This is a genomic window from Microbacterium sp. zg.Y909, assembly GCF_024626565.1.
In genome coordinates, this window is record NZ_JANJFJ010000017.1 from 1 (window position 1) to 18,618 (window position 18,618).

Here is an 18,618-nt window from a genome sequence, read left to right on the forward strand (position 1 = left end):
TCCACGCGGATGTCACCTTCGGGGACCTCGACCTCCTTGGCCTCTGCCATCACCGGGATGACCTCGACGGCGGCGAAGCTCGTCTGCCGTTTGTCGGCGGAGCCGAAGGGGCTGATGCGGGCGAGCCGGTGGGTGCCCGCCTCGACCGAGAGCGTGCCGTAGGCATAGGGGGCGTCGACCTCGAACGTGGCCGACTTGATGCCCGCGCCCTCTGCGTAGGAGGTGTCGAGGATCTTCACGGGGTACTTGTGACGCTCGGCCCAGCGCAGGTACATGCGCATGAGCATCTCGGCGAAGTCGGTCGCGTCATCGCCGCCGGCGCCGGAACGGATGGTGACGACCGCGCCGCGGTCGTCGTACTCGCCGTCGAGCAGCGTCTGCACCTCGAGCTGGCCGATGACGTCCTCGAGCTCGGCGAGCTCCTTGCGCGCCTCATCGGCGGATTCCTCGTCGCCCATCTCGATGGCGAGCTCGATGAGCACGTCGAGGTCGTCCAGGCGGTTCTCGATTTCTGTGAGCCGCTTCAACTCGGTCTGACGGTGGCTGAGGGCGCTCGTGACCTTCTGGGCCTTCTCGACGTCGTCCCAGAGGTCGGGCGCGCCGGCCTCTTCGGAGAGCCGCGCGATCTCGGCCGTGAGCGCGTCGACGTCCACCACCGCCTGGATGTCGGAGAAAGTGGAGCGCAGCGCCTGGATGTCGGCGGAAAGATCGAGTTCAAACATGGCTCTTCAGACTAACGTGGATGCCGATGGCTCACGGCGAAGACGACCCCCGCATCGCCGGGACGCTCTGGCGGTTCGCTCCGATGATCTACGGACCGACCGTGCTGTTCGCCCTCGGCGAGGGGGCGGTCATCCCCCTGCTGCCGATCTTCGCGGCCGCCCTCGGCGCCGATCTCGCGACGGCCGCACTCGTGGCATCCGCCCTTGTGGTCGGTCAGCTGTGCGGGAACATCCCGGCCGGGTGGGCGGTGGCGCGCCTCGGCGAGCGTTGGACGATGACCATCGCCGGCACCGTGTCGCTGCTCGGCGTGGCAGGGCTGCTGGTGGCACCCTCCCTGCCGGTGCTTGCGGCGTCGGTCTTCCTCATCGGGTTCTGCGCGGCGGCGTTCGGGCTGGCCAGACACTCCTTCATGACGACGCGCGTGCCGCTGGCTTTCCGCGCCCGGGCATTGTCGCTCCTGGGCGGGACCTTCCGACTGGGCATGTTCGTGGGGCCGTTCGTCGCTGCGGCCCTTCTGGCCCTGTTCGGCGACGCGCATGCGACGGTCTGGTTCTTCGGTGCGTGCCTGGTCGCCACCGTGCTGCTGGTGCTGCTCGGACCCGACCCCGAGACGGCGGTCGCCGCGGGCCGCGGGGACTCCCGGGTGGCGGAAGACACCGGCGAGCCGGTGACCGGGGCGATCCCCGTGCAGGAGCGCGTCGGGGTCTTCCGCACGATGTGGCGCCACCGGAGGGTGCTGGGCCGACTGGGCCTGGCGGCGGCCTCGTTGTCGGCGATGCGATCCGCCCGCCAGGTGGTGCTGCCGCTGTGGGGCGTGTCGATCGGTCTGGACGCGCAGACGATCGCGCTCGTCGTCGGCATCTCCGGTGCGATCGACTTCGCCCTGTTCTACGCCAGCGGCCAGGTGATGGACCGGTTCGGGCGGCTGTGGGCGGCGCTGCCGGCGATGCTGCTGATGAGTGCCGGGTTCCTGGCGCTGTCCTTCACCCACGATGTCGACCAGGCGGCGATGTGGTTCGCGATGTTCGCCGCGGTGCTCGGGGTCGGCAACGGGCTCTCGAGCGGCATCCTCCTCACCCTCGGCGCCGACACCGCCCCCAAGGACGACCCCGCCCCCTACCTGGGGTCCTGGCGGACGTTGACGGATGCCGGTGGCGCGGTCGCGCCGCTGATCGTCTCCGCGCTTGCGGCGTTCTCACTGGCGGTCGCCGCGGGGGCGATGGGCGTGCTCGGGCTGGCGGGAGCGGCGGCGTTCGTGCGGTTCGTGCCGCGGTTCGTGCCGCGAGAGCGCGCGTGAGCGACGTCGTTCGCTTCTGCCGCAGCCGCAACGACGGGCGCCTCGATTCCGCCGATGTTCTCTCGTTTTCGCGTGTGACTTCCCGCTCACACAGTCGCAGGGGTGTGAGCGGGAGCTCACATGCCCCGCCCCCGACACGGCTCGACGGCGCGTGAGCGGGAACTCACACGCCGACGTGCGCGGGCGTCGGCTGCGTGAGCGGGAACTCACACAACGAAACCGGTAATGCGAGAACCTTTCAGCCGGCTGCGCGCGCGACGGGGGCGCCGGCACCGAGCAGGCGGCCTCCCCCGCGTCACACGGCGGTAACGCGCGGGACCGAACCGGAAACACGGGTTTCCTACGCTCATGCCACCGGCGAGAAACGGCCGGAAGCACCACCGATAGGAGACCCCCATGACCCGCGAACTCGTTGCCCCGGACGAGATGCTCCACCTTGTCGAGCGCTTCAACTACGCGCCCGCCGTCAAGGTCGGAAACCTGATCTACTGCGCAGGACAGGTGGGGCGTGATGCGGACATGAAGGTCATCGACTCGAGCCTCGAAGACCACTTCGTGGCGGCGTTCGAGAACCTCGGCGCCGTGCTGCGCGCCGCCGGGTCGGACTTCGAGCACATCGTGGAGATGACCACCTTCCACGTCGGCCTGCAGGATCACCTGCCGCTCTTCCTCGAGGTGCGCGAGCGCTTCATCCCCCGTGGCCCGGTGCCGCACGCCTGGAGCGCCATCGGCGTCACCGAGCTCACGTTCCCCGGTCAGCTCGTCGAGCTGAAGGCGATCGCGCTCGTCCCCTGACGGCTCCGCCGTCGATGGCCGGGCCTGGGTTCTCCCAGGCTCGGCCATTCGCTTTCGGTTCGGGTGATCGCGAGCGCGGCGGGGGGGGGGGGGGCGCGGGGGGGCCCGGCGCCGCCGGGCCGCCCCCACGGCGCGTGGTCGTTCCCCGGCCGCGGGCCGGGCGAGCGGCGGTCAGACCGTGACCAGCGGTTCGGTCTCCCGGGAGGCGGGCCGAGCGACCGACACCTGCACGGGGAGGTTCGCCTCGCGCACCTCCTGGTACTGGGGCAGCTCGGTGTACAGCTCGTCGCGCAGCGGGTTCCGGCGCAGCTTGATGATCGTGCGCAGCTGGTAGGCCGCGACGGCGATGTTGGCCGCGAGCGAGATGGCCGACACGACGAACAGCGCGGTCGGGTTGTGCGAAGACTCGACGGCGAACGGCGACGAGCTCACGAAGGTGGGGACGGCCATCGTGAACATCATCCACAGGGCCAGGGTGTGCGCGCGGTGCTGCAGCCAGGCGCCCTTCTTGATGAAGAAGGCGGGGATGGTGCAGGAGATGAGCAGCGCCGCACCGGCGTAGAACGAGTGGTCGCCGACGCAGTTGTAGACGTAGGCGAAGTTCCACAGGTCGTAGGCGATGACCCAGAACCACATCATGTCGGGCCAGATCATGTCCTTGGACTTGTCACGCGACACGATGATGCCGGCCCAGCCGCAGATGGTGACGAGGTTCAGGATGCCGGCGATGGCGTTCATGTAGTTCCAGGGGCCGCCGACCATGAAGACGCCGTCGTGCATGCCCTGCAGGCCCGCCACCTCGAAGTCGCGGATGACGGCCTCGCCGATGTTGATCGCCAGGATCAGCGGCGGGAACAGCAGCATCCAGCGGTTCGCCGCCAGACGGGGCACGTAGCGGATGAGCATGAAGCCCAGGCATCCGATGAGCGCCGAGTACACCTTCACCCAGTGGAACCAGGTGCCGGTCGACGAGCCTTCGCCGGCCGTCGTCGGCCACACGAAGATCGTCAGGAAGATCGGCAGCGCCACGAAGAAGGCGATACCCGCCCACTTCCAGCGGCGCGTCACCTCGTTCAGCGCGATGAGGGCTACCAGGACGACGCCGAACATCGCCCAGGAGTACCAGGGAATGGATTCGTACAGGAACATTTCGGGACCTCTCCTCAGCGGCCCGCCGGACGCGTGCCGTCCGGTTAACAACGGTAGAAATCGGCTCTCACCATGTCATTAGACAATTGACGGGATGTGTCCAGACCCGCCGGGCGCTACCGTGAGGCATGGCCGAAAGTGCCGATCCGCACTCCCGCGCTGATGCGCGCCACGCCCTGGCCGCTGCGCTGAAGGGCCGGCTGCGCACCGAGCCGCTCGACAAGGTGACAGTCACAGAGCTGACGCGCGACTGCGGGCTGACTCGACAGGCGTTCTACTACCACTTCCAGGACGTCCGGGGCCTCGCGGTCTGGGTCTTCGAGACCGAGGTCGCCGGCCGTGTCCGCGCTTTCGCATCCGAGCTGGGATGGGCCGACGGCCTCGTGCGCCTGATGCTGTACATGCGTGACAACCGCGCGTCGACGCTGGGGGTGATCGACGGGGTGGGTCGGTCCGGGATCGAGCGCTTCCTCTTCGGGCAGATGAGGCCCATCACCGAGGCGGTGATGAGCCACGAGGGCGGCGGACCGAAGCGCGCGCAGGACCGCGTGCTCGTGGTGGACTTCTACACCTCCGCGGTGCTGGCCGTGGTGCTGCGGTGGGTGGCAGACGGCATGGTCGAGCACCCGTACCGCGTGGTCGGCGATCTCGAGATCATGCTGCACGGCGCGATGCGGGAGTCCGCGCGGCGACTCGACGCCCGTGCCGAGCCGGAGCCGGAATAGGGTGGGCGCCACCGCGACGAAAGCGGGCGTGTGAGCGGGAACTCACACGGAAAAATCGAACACCTCACAATCCCGGAGGTCCGGCCGACAGCGTGACGGCTTACCGCACGCCGCAGGCCGAACGCAAACGGTTCCGGGCCGGCAGAGGGACCCGCCAGACTCGCGGGCATGGTCTTTCTCGGCTTCCACGCATCCCACGAACAGATCCCACCCGGTCAACTCCTTCACGACGTCGTGGCGGCGGAGGCCGCCGGATTCGACGGGGCGATGTGCTCAGACCACGTCGCGCCGTGGGGCGTGCGCCAGCGCGAATCGGGCTTCGCACCCAGCTGGCTCGGTGCAGCCCTCGCCCGCACGGAATTCTCGATCGGCTTCGTCAACGCCCCGGGGCAGCGCTACCACCCGGTGATCGCCGCGCAGGCGTACGCGACCCTCGAGGAGATGTTCCCGGGACGCTTCTGGGCGGCACTGGGCAGCGGCGAGGCGATGAACGAGCACGTCACCGGCGACGCCTGGCCGCCGAAGCCGGAACGCAAGGCACGGCTCGCCGAGAGCGTCTCGGTCATCCGTCGACTACTGGCGGGCGAAGAGGTCGACCACGAGGGTCTGGTGCGCGTGCACCGCGCCCGCGTGTGGTCGCGGCCGGACGTGCCGCCGCCCCTCCTGGCCGCCGCGATCAGTCCCGAGACCGCGGCGTGGGCGGCATCGTGGGCGGACGGCCTGGTCACCGCCCTCCAGCCGCCGGAGGCCTTGCAAAAGGTGCTCTCGGCCTACGAGTCCGCGGGCGGGACGGGTCCGCGTGCCCTGCAGGTTCATCTCAGCTGGGCGCCGACGGATGCCGAGGCCCTCGCGATCGCGCGGGATCAGTGGCGGCATGCCCTGCTCAGCGCGCCCACGATCTGGGATCTCGAGCAGCCCGAGGACTTCGACGCCGCCGCCGGCGAACCGACTGACCAGCAGATGCGCGACGCCCTGTTCGTCTCAAGCGATCTTGCTGAGCTCGCAGACCGAATCGCCGAGCACGCGCGGCTCGGCTTCGACCGGGTCTACCTGCACCACGTCGGCCAGGACCAGGCGCCGTTCCTCGATGCCGCGCGCGACCAGCTGCTGCCCCGATTGAAGGAGCTGCTGTGAGAATCACCGACACGAGCGACCTGTGGTGGAAGTCCGCCGTCATCTACTGCCTCGACGTCGAGACGTTCCTCGACTCCGACGGCGACGGCGTGGGCGACCTGCAGGGACTGGCATCCCGCATCGACTACCTCGCCCAACTCGGCGTCACGTGCCTGTGGCTCATGCCCTTCTACCCGACGCCCGACCGCGACGACGGCTACGACGTCACCGACTTCTACGGCGTCGACCCTCGCCTGGGCACGCACGGCGATCTCGTCGAAGTGATCCGCACGGCGCGCGACAGAGGCATGCGCGTCATCGTCGACCTCGTCGTGAATCACACCTCCGACCGGCATCCATGGTTCCGATCCGCCAAGCGCAGCGCTTCGTCGCCGTACCGCGACTTCTACGTGTGGCGATCCGACCCGCCACCCAAGGGACAGAAGAACGAGGTCTTCCCCGGTGAGGCCGACGGGATCTGGACCCGGGAGGACAAATCCGGCGAGTGGTACATGCACAGCTTCTACCCGCATCAGCCCGACCTGAACATCGCCAACCCCGCAGTGCGCGACGAGATCGCCAAGACCGTCGGGTTCTGGCTGCAGCTGGGGATCTCCGGATTCCGCGTTGATGCCGTGCCGTTCCTGCTCGAGGTGCCCGAGGGCGCTGAGATGGCCAATCCGCATGACATGCTGCGCGACATCCGCCGCTTTCTGCAGCGGCGCTCGAGCGAAGCGGTGCTGCTGGGCGAGGTGAACCTCCCCTACGAGCAGCAGGCGGCGTACTTCGGTGCCGGCAACGACGGCCAAGAACTCACGATGCAGTTCGACTTCGCCGGGATGCAGGCGTTCTATCTGTCACTCGCCCGTCACGATCCGACGCCCCTGGCTGCAGCGCTCTCCTCACGCCCCAGCCTGCCGGTCGAGGCGCAGTGGGCGAACTTCCTGCGCAATCACGACGAACTCACCCTCGACCAGCTCACCGACGAGGAGCGCCAGGAGGTGTTCGACGCCTTCGCGCCCGACGAGAGCCAGCGCGTGTACGGGCGGGGCATCACCCGACGGTTGCCGACCATGCTCGAAGGCGACCCCCGCCGCATCCGGATGGCCTACAGCCTGCTGTTCAGCCTGCCGGGCACGCCGGCGATCTTCTACGGCGAGGAGATCGGCATGGGTGAGAACGCCGACCTCGATAAGCGGCATGCCGTACGCACCCCGATGCAGTGGTCGGCAGAACGCGCCGGCGGGTTCTCGACGGCCCCGCCCTCCCGCCTCGTGGCGCCGCCGCCCGGCGACGGATACTCCCCCGTGCACGTCAACGTCGCCGACCAGCTCGAAGACCCCGGCTCCCTGCTGCACTTCTTCCGCAATCTGGCGTCCCGCTACCGCATCTCGCCCGAGCTCGGGTGGGGCGAGCTGGAGATCATCAAGCACGACGCGCCGGGCGTGCTCGTGCATTCCCTGCGCGCCGACGTCGGCCGCACCGTGGCCGTGCACAGCTTCACCGACGTGCCCACGCTGCTCGCCTTCGCCCTTCCCGACGAGCCGGAAGGGACGACGCTGGTCGACATCCTGGACTCCGAGCGCCTTCCCCTCGACGATCGTCGCGGTATCGAGTTCACACTGCCCGCCTACGGCTTTCGGTGGCTGCGGGTGTCGCGCCCAGGGGACGGCCGCGTGATGTGAGGCTCGCCGGAGACGGCCATAACGTCGCGCCCCGGCGGCGCCTCCTTCTCTGGCGGGCTCGGCAGAGGCCGTCCGGCCCTTGCCTCCGCGACGAGCCGTATAGTTGGACGCGGTTTAGAAACGGATGACCGGCTGGCCCGGGTCACGGAAGGCGATGCGACGTGATGGTGGAGGGCGACAGCGCGATCGTCGAGTTCCGCAACACGACGAAGCGCTATGGCACGAAAGCGGATCACGCTCCGGCCCTCGACGATGTGACCCTCAGCATCCGGCGCGAGGAGATCTTCGGGGTCATCGGTGAGAGCGGCGCCGGCAAGACCACCCTGCTCGAGCTCATAAACGGACTGACGACGCCGACCTCGGGCTCCGTCACCGTGCAGGGCGTCGACGTCGGCGGCCTGCGACGTGCGGCACTCCGCAGGCTGCGACAAGGCATCGGCGTGGTGTTCCAAGGCATCCACCTGCTGAGCAACCGCACCGTGCGGGAGAACGTCGCCCTCCCCCAGCAGCTGGCGCGGGGGCAGGGCGGTACCGTCTTAAGCCGCGCCGAGGAGCGACAGGCGGTCGACGAGATCCTCGCGTTCGTCGGGCTCTCGCATCGCGCCGACCATTACCCTGCGCAGCTGAGCGGCGGCGAGCAGCAGCGCGTCGGCCTCGCCCGGGCCCTCGTCTCGCGGCCGGCGCTGCTGCTGTGCGACGAGCCGACGTCATCCCTGGACGCGTCGACGACGTCGGACATCCTCCGGGTGCTGTCCGATGCCCGCGACAAGCTCGGCACCACCGTCGTCGTGATCACGCACGACCTCGACGTCGTCAAGGCGATCTGCGACCGTGCGGCACTGTTGGAGCGAGGGCGGCTTCGGGAACTGTTCCCCGTGACCAAGAGCGACTACCGCACGCTGCCGAGCTATCACGAGCAGGTCAAGCGGGAGCTCATGCCGTGAATCAGATCACTGAGCTCCTCTCCGAGTACGGCGACGACATCCTCGAGGCTCTCGGCGAGACCGGGTACATGCTGGTCGTCTCCCTCCTCGCCGCGGTGCTGATCGGACTGCCGCTCGGGATGATCGTGTTCCTCACGCAGCGCGGCGGCATCGCGGAGAACCGCGCGATCTGGTCCGTGGCGAACATGTACATCAACATCGTCCGCTCCTTCCCGTTCCTGCTGCTGGTGGTCTTCCTCATCCCGTTCACGCGCGCGGTGATCGGGACCAGCTTCGGCACGCAGGCCGGCACGCTGCCGCTGTGCTTCGTGGCGGTGGCGATCTATGCGCGCCTGGTCGAGCAGATCCTGCGCGAGATCCCGCCGGGCATCTCGCGCGTGGCCCAGGCGATGGGGGCGACCGTTCCGCGGGCGGTGTTCCGGGTGCTGCTGCCCGAGGCGCGCCCCGGGCTCGTGTACGCGCTGACATCCGCGGCCATCAGCCTGCTGTCGTACTCCACCGTGCTCGGCGTGGTGGGGGGCGGCGGCATCGGCGACTTCGCGATGCGGTACGGCTACCAGGAGTACAACGACGCCCTCATGTACATCACCATCGCGATCATCGTCGTCTGCGTCCTGACAATCCAGGCGATCGGAAACCGCACCTCGGTGCGACTGGATCACCGCTGATCCCGCCGGCACCAGCACAAGCCGACCCAGGAAAGAAGGAAACCATGAGAGCCTCCCGGTTCAGCGTCGTCGCCATAGCAGTGGGAGCGGTCGCGGTGCTCGCGGGCTGCGCTGCCGGTGCGGGCGCCGATGGGGGCGGTGACACGGCTCCGGTGACGCTCCAGGTCGCCGCCGTGACATCGCCGATGACCGACGTCGTCGAGGCGGCCGCCGAGGCCATCGACGACGGTTATGAGATCGAACTCGTCGAGGTCGCCGACTACATCACGGCCAACACGATCCTCAATGACGGAGACGTCTACGCGAACTTCTCCCAGCATGAGCCGTACATGCAGACCTTCAACGAGGGCAACGACGGCTCGCTCGTCGCAGTGCAGCCGGTCTACAACTTCGTGATCGCGTTCTACTCGAAGTCGCTCACCGACATCGCCGATCTCCCCACCGGCGCCACAATCGCGATCCCCGACGATCCGTCCAACACCGGCCGCGCCTTGAAGCTGCTCGCCGCCGAGGGCATCGTGACGCTCGATCCCGCCGTCGATCCGTACGACGCGACCGTGGACGACATCGTCGAGAACCCCCAGGGCGTCGAGTTCTTGCAGGTGCCGATCAGCTCGCTGAACGCAGCGTACGAGGAAGCAGATCTGGTCTTCCAGTGGCCGTCGCACATCGCCGCGCTCGGCCTGAACCCGCACGACGACGGCCTTCTCACCGAACTCGACGACACCTTCGCGCTGAACCTCGTGGTCGCGGGCGACGATGCATCCTCGGATGCGACGGCTGCGCTGACCCGGGCCTTCACGAGCGATGCCGTGCGTGAGGTGATCGAATCGAACGAGACCATCGAGGTCGCGTTCTGACGGCGCCCGGCGCACCGTGCGAGGCCAGCGGGTCGGCGTCAGCCGGGTCTGACCGCCGAATTCTGCGGACACTTCCTCTCTCAGCCATGTGACTTCCCGCTCACACAGCCCGGAGGTGGGCGTGGGCACGGCTCGGACGACGCGCGCGTGAGCGGGAACTCACATGCGAAATCGGGAGACCCCGAAGATTCGGGACACGGAAACCCCCGCGAGTCGACCCGCACGTGCGCAGCGACGCGGTGTCGCGCATGCGGGACGCCGAGCCGCCGGCTCGAGCGCGTCGGCGCGCCACGTTCAGCGCAGGGCGGTGCGGCTCGTGGCGGTCGACTCCAGCGGCACGCCGGCGGGGACGAAAAGCGTCGCGATCGGCGGATGCCACACCGTCGACACCGTCACCCGGGCAGAGACCCCGTCCGGCGTTGCCGCCGAGACGAGCACGGCAGTGCCGACCGCGCTCACGATGCCGGCGGCCTGCTCGTGGACCCCGGCGTCGGTCAGCTGCGCTGTCGGATCCCCGCCGTCGACCGACAGGGTGAACCCGTCGGCTCCGGCGAGCGCCGCGGCATCCGCCACCGCGTCGAGGCGCTTGCCGGCCAGGTGCAGGCTCGTCGCATCGACGCACACCAGGATCAGCAGGATCGCGAGCACCGCGTACCCCAGCGACAGCAGCATGATGCTGCCCTCGTCGTCGGCCTTCCGCGTCGTCATCGCTCGCTCCAGAACCGCGAGACCTTCTGCACGGATGCCGCCTGCACAGGGATACTCGCGACCTGCTCGAGCCCCAGCACCTGCGGCACGAGCGGCAGCGTCACCCGCGTGGCGACGGTGACATGCAGCGTTGCGCCCGATGCGGGACACCCGGAGCCGGCGGGCGTGCACGTGATCGCGACCTCGACGGCATCCGGCGCCAGGCCGTACTCGTCCACGACCGCGGCGAGGATCGCGTCGGTGCGGGCCGCGGCTGTCGCGGCATCCGGAGCCGTCGCCACCGCGCGTGCGATGTGACGCGCACCGGCCTCGGCCCCCAGAGTCTGCCCCTGCACGGCCCCCAGCGCGACGATCAGGTACACCAGGGGCACCAGCAGGATCACCCCGACCAGGATGAACTCCAGCGCGGCGGCGCCTTCATCGTCGCCGGCCGCTCCGTCAGCCGAGGCTCTCCACCGGGGCATGCGCGCTCACCTCCAACGCCTCGGGCGCGCCGAGCAGTCCCACCAGCGGGAGGGTCGCCCGCACCGTCACTCGCACCGCGGGGTGGCCGAGGTGCGTCGTCTCGAGCACCTCCACGGCCTCGGCGAACTGACCGCCCACCGCGCGGCGGATGATCGTGCGCGTGCGGTCGGCACCCTCATGCAGCGCCGTATCGGCGAGCGCCGCGTGGAACGCCCCCTCCACGGCCGCATCGTGCACGACGTTGCGCACGTACACCGCTACGCCGAACTGCAGCACGCCGAGGGTCAGCACGGTGAGCAAGGCTCCGACCAGCACGAACTCCACCGGGCTCGAGCCGGTGTCGTCCCCGAGCCCTACAAGCCGCTGACGCTCTGGATCGCCTGCTCGAACAGGCCCGCCAGCGCGGGCCCGGCGACGGCCCAGATCACCACCACCAGACCCGCCGTCATGAGCGTCACCAGCACCCAGCCCGGCACGTCGCCACGATCGTCGTCGCGCACGCCGCCCCACGCCGTGCGCAAACGCAACGCCATCATCTCCCTCTGTTCGCGGAACATCGCCGCTCCTTTCCGACCGCACGCGGTCACCCGAATCCGACTTGAAGCATGAACACACCAGGAAAGATCGCGAAGAGCACCGAGAGCGGCAAGATGAGGAACACCAGCGGCAGGAGCATCAGGATCTCCTTGCGTCCTGCCTGCTCGATGAGCACGCGCTTGGCGTCTTCCCTGGTGTCCGTGGCCTGGGCCTGCAGCACCTGGGCGAGGGGCGCTCCACGATCGAGCGCCGCCACAAGATGATCGACGCTGCGCGTGAGCGCCGGGATGTCGAGGTCCCGCGACAGGCTCACGAGCGCGTCGGGCAGGGGCGAGCCGGTGGCCACGGCCAAGACGACCCGACGCAGCTCACCCGGCAGCTCCCCCGAGCCGACATCCGCCACACGGCGCAGCGCGTCGAGCACGCCCTCCCCCGCCGCGAGGCACAGGGAGAGGAACTCCAGCACCGTGGGCAGCTCCTCGTGCGCCCGCGTGACCCGGGCACGCGCCGCGCCCGTCAACCGCATGTCCCACAGGGCCGCGCCCGCGATGGCGGCGATCGGCGGCAGCAGGATCGAGCCGGCCACGAACCTGCCGGCCACCGCGAGCGCGACGACGACCAGCGCACCGGCGATGAGCCCACCCAGCGTCCAGCCCAGCTGGCGGGCGCGGAAGCGGGTGGCATCCATCTCCCAGCCCGCCTGCCGCAGGCGCCGCGCGATCACCGTCGAGCCGCCGAGGGCACGGGCGAGCCGATCGCTCCAGGCGCTCCAGGCATCGGCGACGCGCAGGGCGGGCACCCCCAGCGGGGTGAGCCCGAGCGGATCGGCCGTGTCACGCAGGTACGGAGCGAGGCGATCGGCCAGCCGGGCCGCTCGCCAGCCCGGAAGCCGCATCACGACGAGCGCCAGCCCCATGGCCAGGCCGCCGCCGAGGACGACCGCGAGCGCGAGTTCGGTCAGGCCACTCACGCGAACCACCGCCGCGGCTCGGGCAGCCGGCCGATCCGCACCATGATGCGGTAGGCGATCACCGACACCGCCGCACCCACCAGCACGACAACGACGCCCTCCGGGCTGCCGTACGCGCGCGCGCCCTCGGGTCGCAGGGCGAGAAGCGCGAGGATCACCCACGGGGCGATGACCCCGAGCGCGGCGGCACCGCGGATCCAGGATTGGCGCGCCTCGACCTCCGCGCGCAACGCGGCGTCGGCGCGCACCGACGCCGAGAGCGAGCGCAGCACCGTGGGCAGCTCGGTACCGCCCACATGCCGGGTCATGCGCAGCGTCTCGATGATGCGATCCGCCGCGGGGTCGGCCAGCGTGTGCTTCAACCGCAGCGCGGCGGAGTCGAAGTGGCCCGACGCACTCAGATCGCGGGCGAAGACGGTGAACGCCGGCCGCAGTTCGCCGGGTGCCGACTGAGCGAGGCTCGATACGGCGTCCGGCAGCGACATCCCGGCACGCACCGACGCGATCAGCAGGTCGCAGACATCCGGCCAGAGCCCCCGCCGGCTGCGCTGACGCCCCGCGGCGCGCGAACGCAGCCACACCACGGGCGCCGCGGCACCGGCGGTGCCCGCGACGAGTGCAAGTGCGGGCAGCCCGGTCACGAGCCACGCGAGGGCGGCCGCCCCCAGTCCGATCAGCACGGAGGCCGACCCCACCGCCCGTGGCCGTACATGCGCGAACCCCGCCGCCGCCAGCAGGCGGGCAAGCCGTCCTTCCGTCGTCGGCCGCGGGCGACGAACCCCCGCCGGCCACAGCCACGGCGAGAGAGCCAGCAGCAACCCTGCCGCCAGCGCCCCACCCCAGACGAACGTCATCCGACGCCCGCCCGGTACAGCGACTGTGCTTCGACGACCCCGTCGAGGACCCTGCCGGTGGGAGCGATGATCTCCGCGATGCGGCGGTGCCCCGTGGCATCCCTCTCGCAGTGCACGACGAGGTGGACGGATGCCGCGACGGCGGGCACCACGAACCCCGGGTCGATGTTGCGTCCGGCCAGCAGCGGCAGCGCGGCGAGCTTCGCCAGCGCCTCCTGCGCCGAATTGGCGTGGATGCTCGCCGCCCCGGGCACTCCCGTGTTGAGCGCCAGCAGCAGGTCCAGCGCCTCGGCGTCGCGCACCTCGCCGACGATGAGGCGGTCGGGCCGCATGCGCAGCGCCTCTTTGACCAGGCGCCGCAGGGTCACCTCGCCCGTCCCCTCGAGGCTCGGCTGTCGGCCCTGAAGGGCGACGAGGTCGTCGGCGTCGACGGCGAGTTCGAAGGTCTCCTCCACCGTCACGATGCGATGCTCCGGCGGGCACGCCGCGATGAGTGCGCCCAGGAGGGTCGTCTTGCCGCTGTGGGTCGCTCCCGAGACCAGCACGCTGCGCCCGGCAGCCATCGCCCCGCGCAGCATGTCGGCGGCCCGCAGGGTGAGCGAGCCCGCGGCGACGAGCCGGTCGAGGTCCCGGAACATCGGCAGGAACCGGCGGATGTTGACCGACCAGTGCCGGCGCGTGATGTCGGGGATCACGACGTGCAGCCGCGAACCGTCGGGCAGCGACGCGTCGACAAAGGGCTGACTGAGATCCACGCGGCGACCGCTGGCATGCAGCATCCGCTCCACCAGGTCCCGCACCGCGGAATCGGTCAGAACCAGGTCCAGCCGTTCGCTGCGCCCCGCCCGAGCGATGAAGATGCAGTCCGGAGCATTGATCCAGACCTCTTCGACCGTCGGGTCCTCCAGGAACGGCTGCAACGGCCCATACCCGGTGACCGCCGCGAGCACCTCCCGCACGCACGCGCCCTCGTCATCGACCGTGGCCAGCCCTCGCGCGAGCGCGAAGTCGTTGTGACGACGCACCTCGGCCCGTGCGATCTCCGTGGCCACCTCGGCGATGCGGGCGGCATCGACGGGCTCGGCACGCAGCCGCTCCCGCACGCGCTCGGCGACCCCCGCCGCGATGTGGGCGGCTCCGGTCGACGCGTAGGCCAGGCTCACCCGATGCATCCTCGCAACGGCCCGACCGCCGCGCGCCGAGTTATCCACAGCCTGACGGCGCTAGCCGGCGGACGAGCCGGTCGGGGCGATTCTGCGGACCATCTCTTTTCTGCGCATGTGAGTTGCCGCTCACACAGTCCCCGGCGGTGGCGTGAGCAACCTGCAACGCGCGGTGGGCTGAGCGCGGGAGGTGTCCGCGGCTCCGCCTACGCTGGAAGGCATGCTGATCGGTTCCATCCGCCCCGTCGAATCCCGCGCGATCACCGTCGAGGCGCAGTCCCTCGCCGAGATCCACGAGAAGCTCGCGGCGCAGATGCCGACGGGCTGGCAGCTGAGCGATGCCGCCGGTACGCATGACCAAGGGCACGATCACGGTCACCGCCGTCGCCACGATCGTGCGCCGCGACGGCGGGCGCGAGATCGAGGCCGACGACATGCCCGCTCTGAAGGCCCAGGTCCCCGAGGGGTGGCAGCTCGTGCATGTGCGCAAGCCGTAACGCGCCACCCGCGACCACCGCGCGACGAAGCCCGCGCGCCCGTGCTTGGGCGCTGGTGCTGGTGCTGGTGCTCCTCGTGGCGGCCGTCGTCGTCATCGGCCTCTGGCTCGCGGGCGACGGACCGAGCGCCGATTCGCGCGGCACGGAGGCACCGTCGGCGCAGACCGTCGACGTGCTGGCCATCACCGACGGCGACACCATCGACACCACGGCGGGCAAGGTGCGCCTGATCGGCATCGACACCCCCGAGCGGGGCGAGGCGGGCTATGCGGATGCCGGGGCCGAACTCGGCGCGTTCCTCTCCGAAGGCCCGGTGACCCTCGTCGCCGTCCCCGGCCATGACGACACCGACCGCTACGGGCGGCTGCTTCGCTACGTGCGGGTCGATGGCCGCGACGCGGGTGCCCACATGCTGCAGACCGGATGGGCGGTGGCCCGGTACGACAGCCGTGACGGCTACGACGGGCATCCGCTCGAAGCGGAGTACATCGAGCTCGACGACGCGCACGCGATGCCGACGGGCTGACACCGTCAGCCGCGCGCCATGAAGGTTTTTCACGGCGGCGCTTCAGCGTTCCTGGCGCTGGACCGGTGAACATGGAGATCATGGGACATCCCCGCCCCGCGCCCGCTGCCCTGGAGTAACCCTGATGCTGACCATCGCCCAAGCGCTCAACGTGCAGGCCGACGCCGCCCGTCACAAGGCGCAGGGTTTGCTGACCCCGGCGCGATTCGTCGTCTCCGGCATGCTCGCCGGAGCGTATCTCGGGGTCGGCGTCATCCTCATGGTGAGCACCGCAGGCCCACTGATCGCGGCAGGGTCCGGCGCCGGAAAGCTCGTCGGAGGGCTCGTCTTCGCCGCCGCCCTGACGATCGTCGTCTTCGCCGGCGGCGAGCTCGCGACCTCGAGCATGATGACCCTGACCCAGGGCGCCGCCATGCGCGTCGTCCGCCCGGGGCGGGCCGCCGCGGCTCTCGTCGTGACCTTCGTCGCCAATCTGGTCGGCGCCGCACTGTTCTCGGCGGTCGTCGCGGGCGCGGGACTGCTGCACTCGAATCCGGGCGCCGAGGCGATGCTCACCGACATGCTCACCGCGAAGTCGGCGGAGCTGCCGCATGAGCTGTTCCTCCGCGGCATCCTCTGCAACGTGTTGGTGTGCCTGGCGATCTGGATGTGCGCACGCCTCACCTCAGACGGCCCCAAGATCGCCGTGATCGCCTTCGCGATCCTCGCCTTCGTCGCCTCGGGCTACGAGCACGTCGTGGCGAACATGACCACGTACGCGCTGGGCCTCATGACCGGCGTCGACGCGGCGACCTGGGCCGACTTCGGCGGCAACATGCTCTGGGTGGGCACCGGCAACCTCGTGGGCGGTGCCGTGGTGGTCGGCCTCGGTTACTGGTTCATCGCGGGCTCCCCGCGCGCCTCGGAGGTCGCCTCCGTCGAGGACGAGGGAGTGGCCGTCATCGCCGAAGGAGAGCCCCTCTCCCCCCAGTAGACTGGGGCAACCCGGCGGGAGTGGTGAAATCGGTAGACACGCAGGATTTAGGTTCCTGTGCCTTCGGGCGTGTGGGTTCAAGTCCCACCTTCCGCACGGATGGATGCCGCGGCATCCACCACTGACACCGCCGACATCCGACCGACGGGACCCCTGTGCTCGAAACCGCACTGCACGCACCGACCGCGCTGATCCCGTGGCTGGACCCCGCCACGATCATCACGAACTCGCAGCCCTGGGCGCTGCTGGTGGTGTGCTTCATCGTCTTCGCCGAGACGGGCCTTCTGGTCGGCTTCCTGCTGCCCGGCGACACGCTGCTGATCATGGCGGGCCTGCTGTCTCATTCGACGGCGGTCGCGCCCGATGGCGTCTTCGGTATGAGCGCGTGGTGGGTGGCGCTGCTCATCGGGCTCTCTGCCTTCGTCGGCGGTGAGGCCGGGTACGTCATCGGCCACAAGGGCGGTCCGGCGGTGTTCGAGCGCAAGGAATCGGGCGTCTTCAGCCGCCGCAACGTCGAACGCACCAACGCCTTCTTCGAGCGGTACGGCGGCCTCACGATCATCCTGGCCCGGTTCGTTCCGATCGTGCGGACGTTCGCGCCGGTTGCGGCGGGCGTCGGACACATGCCGTGGCGCCGCTACTCGCTCTACAACTTCATCGGCGCCGTGCTGTGGGGCTTCGGCCTGACGATGATCGGCTACGGAATCGGGTTCATCCCCTTCGTCGGCGACTTCGTGTCGGAGTACATCGACGTGATCCTGCTCGCCGCTGTCGCAGGGACGCTCGTCTTCGTCGTCTGGCACTACTTCGCCGAGCGCCGCAAGGTCGCGCAGGAGAAGGCCGCCGGCGACGACGGCGTGACGGATGCCGCAGAGGCTCAGGAACTGGTCCTGGACCAGGACGCGTTCGACGACGACATCGACGAGAACCCCGAGGGTCCCGCCGCAGCGCGCGGCTAGCTGGCCTTCTTCTTCGCGGGCGCCTTCTTCGCCGGGGCTTTCTTGGCCGGTGTGCTCTGCGACGCCGCGGCCTTGGCCGGCGCTTTCTTGGCGGCGGACTTCTTGACGGGCGCCTTCTTGGCTGCCGGAGCGGCGGCCTTCTTCGGCGCCGCATCGTCGTCGGCGCCAGACGCAGCGCCGCCTCGAGCCGCCCGTGAGCGCTCCACGCTCGCCCGGAGGGCCGCCATCAGATCGATGACCTCGCCGCCGGTCTCGGCCTCCTCCGCCTCGCCGAACGTCTCCGATGTGTCGAGGGCGTCGCCCTTCTCGAGCTTGGCCTCGATGAGGGTGCGCAGCTCCTGCTGGTAGTCGTCGGTGAAGTCCTCTGGGTCGAAGTCGCCGGCGAAGCTCTCGACGAGGCTGGCCGACAGCTCGAGCTCCTTCGCAGAGATGCGCACGGACTCATCCAGCGCCGGGAACGCCGCCTCGCGCACTTCGTCGGCCCACAGCAGCGTCTGCAGCACCAGCACGTCGCCGCGCACCCGCAGGGCTGCGAGCCGGGTCTTCTGGCGCAGCGAGAAACGCACGATCGCGGTGCGGTCGGTCTGCTCGAGGGTCTTGCGCAGCAGCACATACGCCTTCGGCGAGGCGGAGTCCGGCTCGAGGTAGTACGCCTTGTCGAGGGTGAGCAGGTCCACCTGCTCACTCGGCACGAACTCCACGACGTCGATCTCACGACTGCGCTCCGCCGGGAGCGCCGCGATGTCCTCCTTGGTGAGGACGACGGTGCGCTCGCCGTCGTCGTACGCCTTGTCGATGTCGGCGTAGGGCACGACCTCGCCGTCGATCTCGCAGATGCGCTGATACCGGATGCGCCCGCCGTCGGCGGCGTGCACCTGGTGCAGCGACAGGTCGTGATCCTCCGTCGCGGAGTAGACCTTCACCGGCACGTTCACCAGGCCGAAGGTCAGCGCGCCTTTCCAGATAGCCCTCATGCTCACAGTGAACACCCGTCGCATCCGTCACGC

At 69.8% G+C, this 18,618-nt stretch carries 22 protein-coding genes and 1 tRNA gene; 13 read left to right on the forward strand and 10 right to left on the reverse strand.

The features are described from left to right. A partial coding sequence (locus NQ160_RS02880; protein ID WP_257513736.1) for a PCRF domain-containing protein occupies nt 1–722 on the reverse strand: 722 nt, incomplete at its 3' end. A gap of 26 nt (nt 723–748) precedes the next feature. Between NQ160_RS02880 and NQ160_RS02885 the strand changes: the two genes are divergently transcribed. Both NQ160_RS02885 and NQ160_RS02890 read left to right on the forward strand, forming a co-directional pair. Continuing rightward, nucleotides 749–2,020: an MFS transporter gene (locus tag NQ160_RS02885; protein WP_257513767.1), complete on the forward strand. Its 1,272-nt coding sequence runs from the start codon at nt 749–751 to the stop codon at nt 2,018–2,020. A gap of 396 nt (nt 2,021–2,416) precedes the next feature. Next, entirely contained in the window at nt 2,417–2,815 is a 399-nt protein-coding gene (locus NQ160_RS02890) for a RidA family protein (protein WP_257513737.1), read from the forward strand. Between the two features lie 171 nt (nt 2,816–2,986). Here NQ160_RS02890 and NQ160_RS02895 read toward each other — a convergent pair whose 3' ends face one another. Next, nucleotides 2,987–3,964 (reverse strand): DUF5692 family protein, encoded by a 978-nt coding sequence (locus tag NQ160_RS02895; RefSeq protein WP_257513738.1) that lies wholly within the window; start codon nt 3,962–3,964, stop codon nt 2,987–2,989. Between the two features lie 128 nt (nt 3,965–4,092). On the opposite strand from NQ160_RS02895, the gene NQ160_RS02900 reads away from it, so the two are divergent. The 6 genes from NQ160_RS02900 to NQ160_RS02925 all read left to right on the forward strand — a co-directional run bounded on the left by NQ160_RS02900 (nt 4,093) and on the right by NQ160_RS02925 (nt 9,959). After that, nucleotides 4,093–4,689 (forward strand): TetR/AcrR family transcriptional regulator, encoded by a 597-nt coding sequence (locus NQ160_RS02900; RefSeq protein WP_257513739.1) that lies wholly within the window; start codon nt 4,093–4,095, stop codon nt 4,687–4,689. Between the two features lie 168 nt (nt 4,690–4,857). Beyond that, nucleotides 4,858–5,823, forward strand: a complete 966-nt coding sequence (locus NQ160_RS02905; protein ID WP_257513740.1) for a TIGR03885 family FMN-dependent LLM class oxidoreductase — start codon at nt 4,858–4,860, stop codon at nt 5,821–5,823. Then, nucleotides 5,820–7,487, forward strand: a complete 1,668-nt coding sequence (locus tag NQ160_RS02910; protein WP_257513741.1) for an alpha-amylase family protein — start codon at nt 5,820–5,822, stop codon at nt 7,485–7,487. The genes NQ160_RS02905 and NQ160_RS02910 overlap by 4 nt, the downstream gene beginning before the upstream one ends. A 164-nt stretch (nt 7,488–7,651) precedes the next feature. Further along, the gene (locus tag NQ160_RS02915) at nt 7,652–8,431 is read left to right on the forward strand and encodes a methionine ABC transporter ATP-binding protein (protein WP_257513768.1); all 780 of its coding nucleotides are present in this window, start codon (nt 7,652–7,654) and stop codon (nt 8,429–8,431) included. Then, nucleotides 8,428–9,099, forward strand: a complete 672-nt coding sequence (locus tag NQ160_RS02920) for a methionine ABC transporter permease (protein ID WP_257513742.1) — start codon at nt 8,428–8,430, stop codon at nt 9,097–9,099. The genes NQ160_RS02915 and NQ160_RS02920 overlap by 4 nt, the downstream gene beginning before the upstream one ends. Nucleotides 9,100–9,143: 44 nt before the next feature. Continuing rightward, nucleotides 9,144–9,959: a MetQ/NlpA family ABC transporter substrate-binding protein gene (locus tag NQ160_RS02925; RefSeq protein ID WP_257513743.1), complete on the forward strand. Its 816-nt coding sequence runs from the start codon at nt 9,144–9,146 to the stop codon at nt 9,957–9,959. A gap of 294 nt (nt 9,960–10,253) precedes the next feature. Here NQ160_RS02925 and NQ160_RS02930 read toward each other — a convergent pair whose 3' ends face one another. Genes NQ160_RS02930 through NQ160_RS02960 form a run of 7 tightly spaced genes read right to left on the reverse strand, consistent with a single transcriptional unit; the run spans nt 10,254 to nt 14,656 of the window. Next, nucleotides 10,254–10,667: a pilus assembly protein TadG-related protein gene (locus tag NQ160_RS02930; protein WP_257513744.1), complete on the reverse strand. Its 414-nt coding sequence runs from the start codon at nt 10,665–10,667 to the stop codon at nt 10,254–10,256. Beyond that, complete coding sequence (locus tag NQ160_RS02935; protein ID WP_257513745.1) at nt 10,664–11,131, reverse strand: TadE family protein; 468 nt, start codon at nt 11,129–11,131, stop codon at nt 10,664–10,666. Before NQ160_RS02935 ends, NQ160_RS02930 begins: the two co-directional genes overlap by 4 nt. Then, nucleotides 11,106–11,456, reverse strand: coding sequence for a TadE/TadG family type IV pilus assembly protein (locus NQ160_RS02940; protein ID WP_257513746.1), 351 nt, complete (start codon nt 11,454–11,456; stop codon nt 11,106–11,108). Before NQ160_RS02940 ends, NQ160_RS02935 begins: the two co-directional genes overlap by 26 nt. Nucleotides 11,457–11,485: 29 nt before the next feature. Continuing rightward, on the reverse strand, nt 11,486–11,668 hold the full coding sequence (locus tag NQ160_RS02945; RefSeq protein ID WP_257519324.1) for a hypothetical protein: 183 nt from the start codon (nt 11,666–11,668) through the stop codon (nt 11,486–11,488). 47 nt (nt 11,669–11,715) lie between these two features. Then, on the reverse strand, nt 11,716–12,639 hold the full coding sequence (locus tag NQ160_RS02950; RefSeq protein ID WP_257513747.1) for a type II secretion system F family protein: 924 nt from the start codon (nt 12,637–12,639) through the stop codon (nt 11,716–11,718). Beyond that, nucleotides 12,636–13,493: a type II secretion system F family protein gene (locus tag NQ160_RS02955; protein ID WP_257513748.1), complete on the reverse strand. Its 858-nt coding sequence runs from the start codon at nt 13,491–13,493 to the stop codon at nt 12,636–12,638. Before NQ160_RS02955 ends, NQ160_RS02950 begins: the two co-directional genes overlap by 4 nt. Then, the gene (locus NQ160_RS02960; protein ID WP_257513749.1) at nt 13,490–14,656 is read right to left on the reverse strand and encodes a CpaF family protein; all 1,167 of its coding nucleotides are present in this window, start codon (nt 14,654–14,656) and stop codon (nt 13,490–13,492) included. The genes NQ160_RS02955 and NQ160_RS02960 overlap by 4 nt, the downstream gene beginning before the upstream one ends. A gap of 353 nt (nt 14,657–15,009) precedes the next feature. On the opposite strand from NQ160_RS02960, the gene NQ160_RS02965 reads away from it, so the two are divergent. The 5 genes from NQ160_RS02965 (at nt 15,010) to NQ160_RS02985 (ending at nt 17,611) form a co-directional block, all read left to right on the forward strand. Next, nucleotides 15,010–15,153: a hypothetical protein gene (locus tag NQ160_RS02965; RefSeq protein WP_257513750.1), complete on the forward strand. Its 144-nt coding sequence runs from the start codon at nt 15,010–15,012 to the stop codon at nt 15,151–15,153. Further along, nucleotides 15,137–15,679, forward strand: a complete 543-nt coding sequence (locus NQ160_RS02970) for a thermonuclease family protein (protein ID WP_257513751.1) — start codon at nt 15,137–15,139, stop codon at nt 15,677–15,679. The genes NQ160_RS02965 and NQ160_RS02970 overlap by 17 nt, the downstream gene beginning before the upstream one ends. 124 nt (nt 15,680–15,803) lie before the next feature. Further along, on the forward strand, nt 15,804–16,652 hold the full coding sequence (locus NQ160_RS02975; protein ID WP_257513752.1) for a formate/nitrite transporter family protein: 849 nt from the start codon (nt 15,804–15,806) through the stop codon (nt 16,650–16,652). Between the two features lie 14 nt (nt 16,653–16,666). Continuing rightward, nucleotides 16,667–16,748, forward strand: a tRNA-Leu gene (locus NQ160_RS02980). 59 nt (nt 16,749–16,807) lie between these two features. Then, nucleotides 16,808–17,611, forward strand: a complete 804-nt coding sequence (locus tag NQ160_RS02985; protein WP_374113623.1) for a DedA family protein — start codon at nt 16,808–16,810, stop codon at nt 17,609–17,611. Here the strand turns inward: NQ160_RS02985 and ku are convergent. Next, entirely contained in the window at nt 17,608–18,585 is a 978-nt protein-coding gene (gene ku / locus NQ160_RS02990) for a non-homologous end joining protein Ku (protein WP_257513753.1), read from the reverse strand. The genes NQ160_RS02985 and ku overlap by 4 nt on opposite strands. Between the last annotated feature and the right edge of the window lie 33 nt (nt 18,586–18,618).

Bases quoted from the DNA above. Each gene is read 5' to 3' on its own strand.
- NQ160_RS02885 (WP_257513767.1), top strand. From the start codon at position 749: ATGGCTCACGGCGAAGACGACCCCCGCATCGCCGGGACGCTCTGGCGG.
- NQ160_RS02890 (WP_257513737.1), top strand. From the start codon at position 2,417: ATGACCCGCGAACTCGTTGCCCCGGACGAGATGCTCCACCTTGTCGAG.
- NQ160_RS02895 (WP_257513738.1), bottom strand. From the start codon at position 3,964: ATGTTCCTGTACGAATCCATTCCCTGGTACTCCTGGGCGATGTTCGGC.
- NQ160_RS02900 (WP_257513739.1), top strand. From the start codon at position 4,093: ATGGCCGAAAGTGCCGATCCGCACTCCCGCGCTGATGCGCGCCACGCC.
- NQ160_RS02905 (WP_257513740.1), top strand. From the start codon at position 4,858: ATGGTCTTTCTCGGCTTCCACGCATCCCACGAACAGATCCCACCCGGT.
- NQ160_RS02915 (WP_257513768.1), top strand. From the start codon at position 7,652: ATGGTGGAGGGCGACAGCGCGATCGTCGAGTTCCGCAACACGACGAAG.
- NQ160_RS02925 (WP_257513743.1), top strand. From the start codon at position 9,144: ATGAGAGCCTCCCGGTTCAGCGTCGTCGCCATAGCAGTGGGAGCGGTC.
- NQ160_RS02930 (WP_257513744.1), bottom strand. From the start codon at position 10,667: ATGACGACGCGGAAGGCCGACGACGAGGGCAGCATCATGCTGCTGTCG.
- NQ160_RS02935 (WP_257513745.1), bottom strand. From the start codon at position 11,131: ATGCCCCGGTGGAGAGCCTCGGCTGACGGAGCGGCCGGCGACGATGAA.
- NQ160_RS02945 (WP_257519324.1), bottom strand. From the start codon at position 11,668: ATGATGGCGTTGCGTTTGCGCACGGCGTGGGGCGGCGTGCGCGACGAC.
- NQ160_RS02955 (WP_257513748.1), bottom strand. From the start codon at position 13,493: ATGACGTTCGTCTGGGGTGGGGCGCTGGCGGCAGGGTTGCTGCTGGCT.
- NQ160_RS02965 (WP_257513750.1), top strand. From the start codon at position 15,010: ATGACCAAGGGCACGATCACGGTCACCGCCGTCGCCACGATCGTGCGC.
- NQ160_RS02970 (WP_257513751.1), top strand. From the start codon at position 15,137: ATGTGCGCAAGCCGTAACGCGCCACCCGCGACCACCGCGCGACGAAGC.
- NQ160_RS02975 (WP_257513752.1), top strand. From the start codon at position 15,804: ATGCTGACCATCGCCCAAGCGCTCAACGTGCAGGCCGACGCCGCCCGT.
- ku (WP_257513753.1), bottom strand. From the start codon at position 18,585: ATGAGGGCTATCTGGAAAGGCGCGCTGACCTTCGGCCTGGTGAACGTG.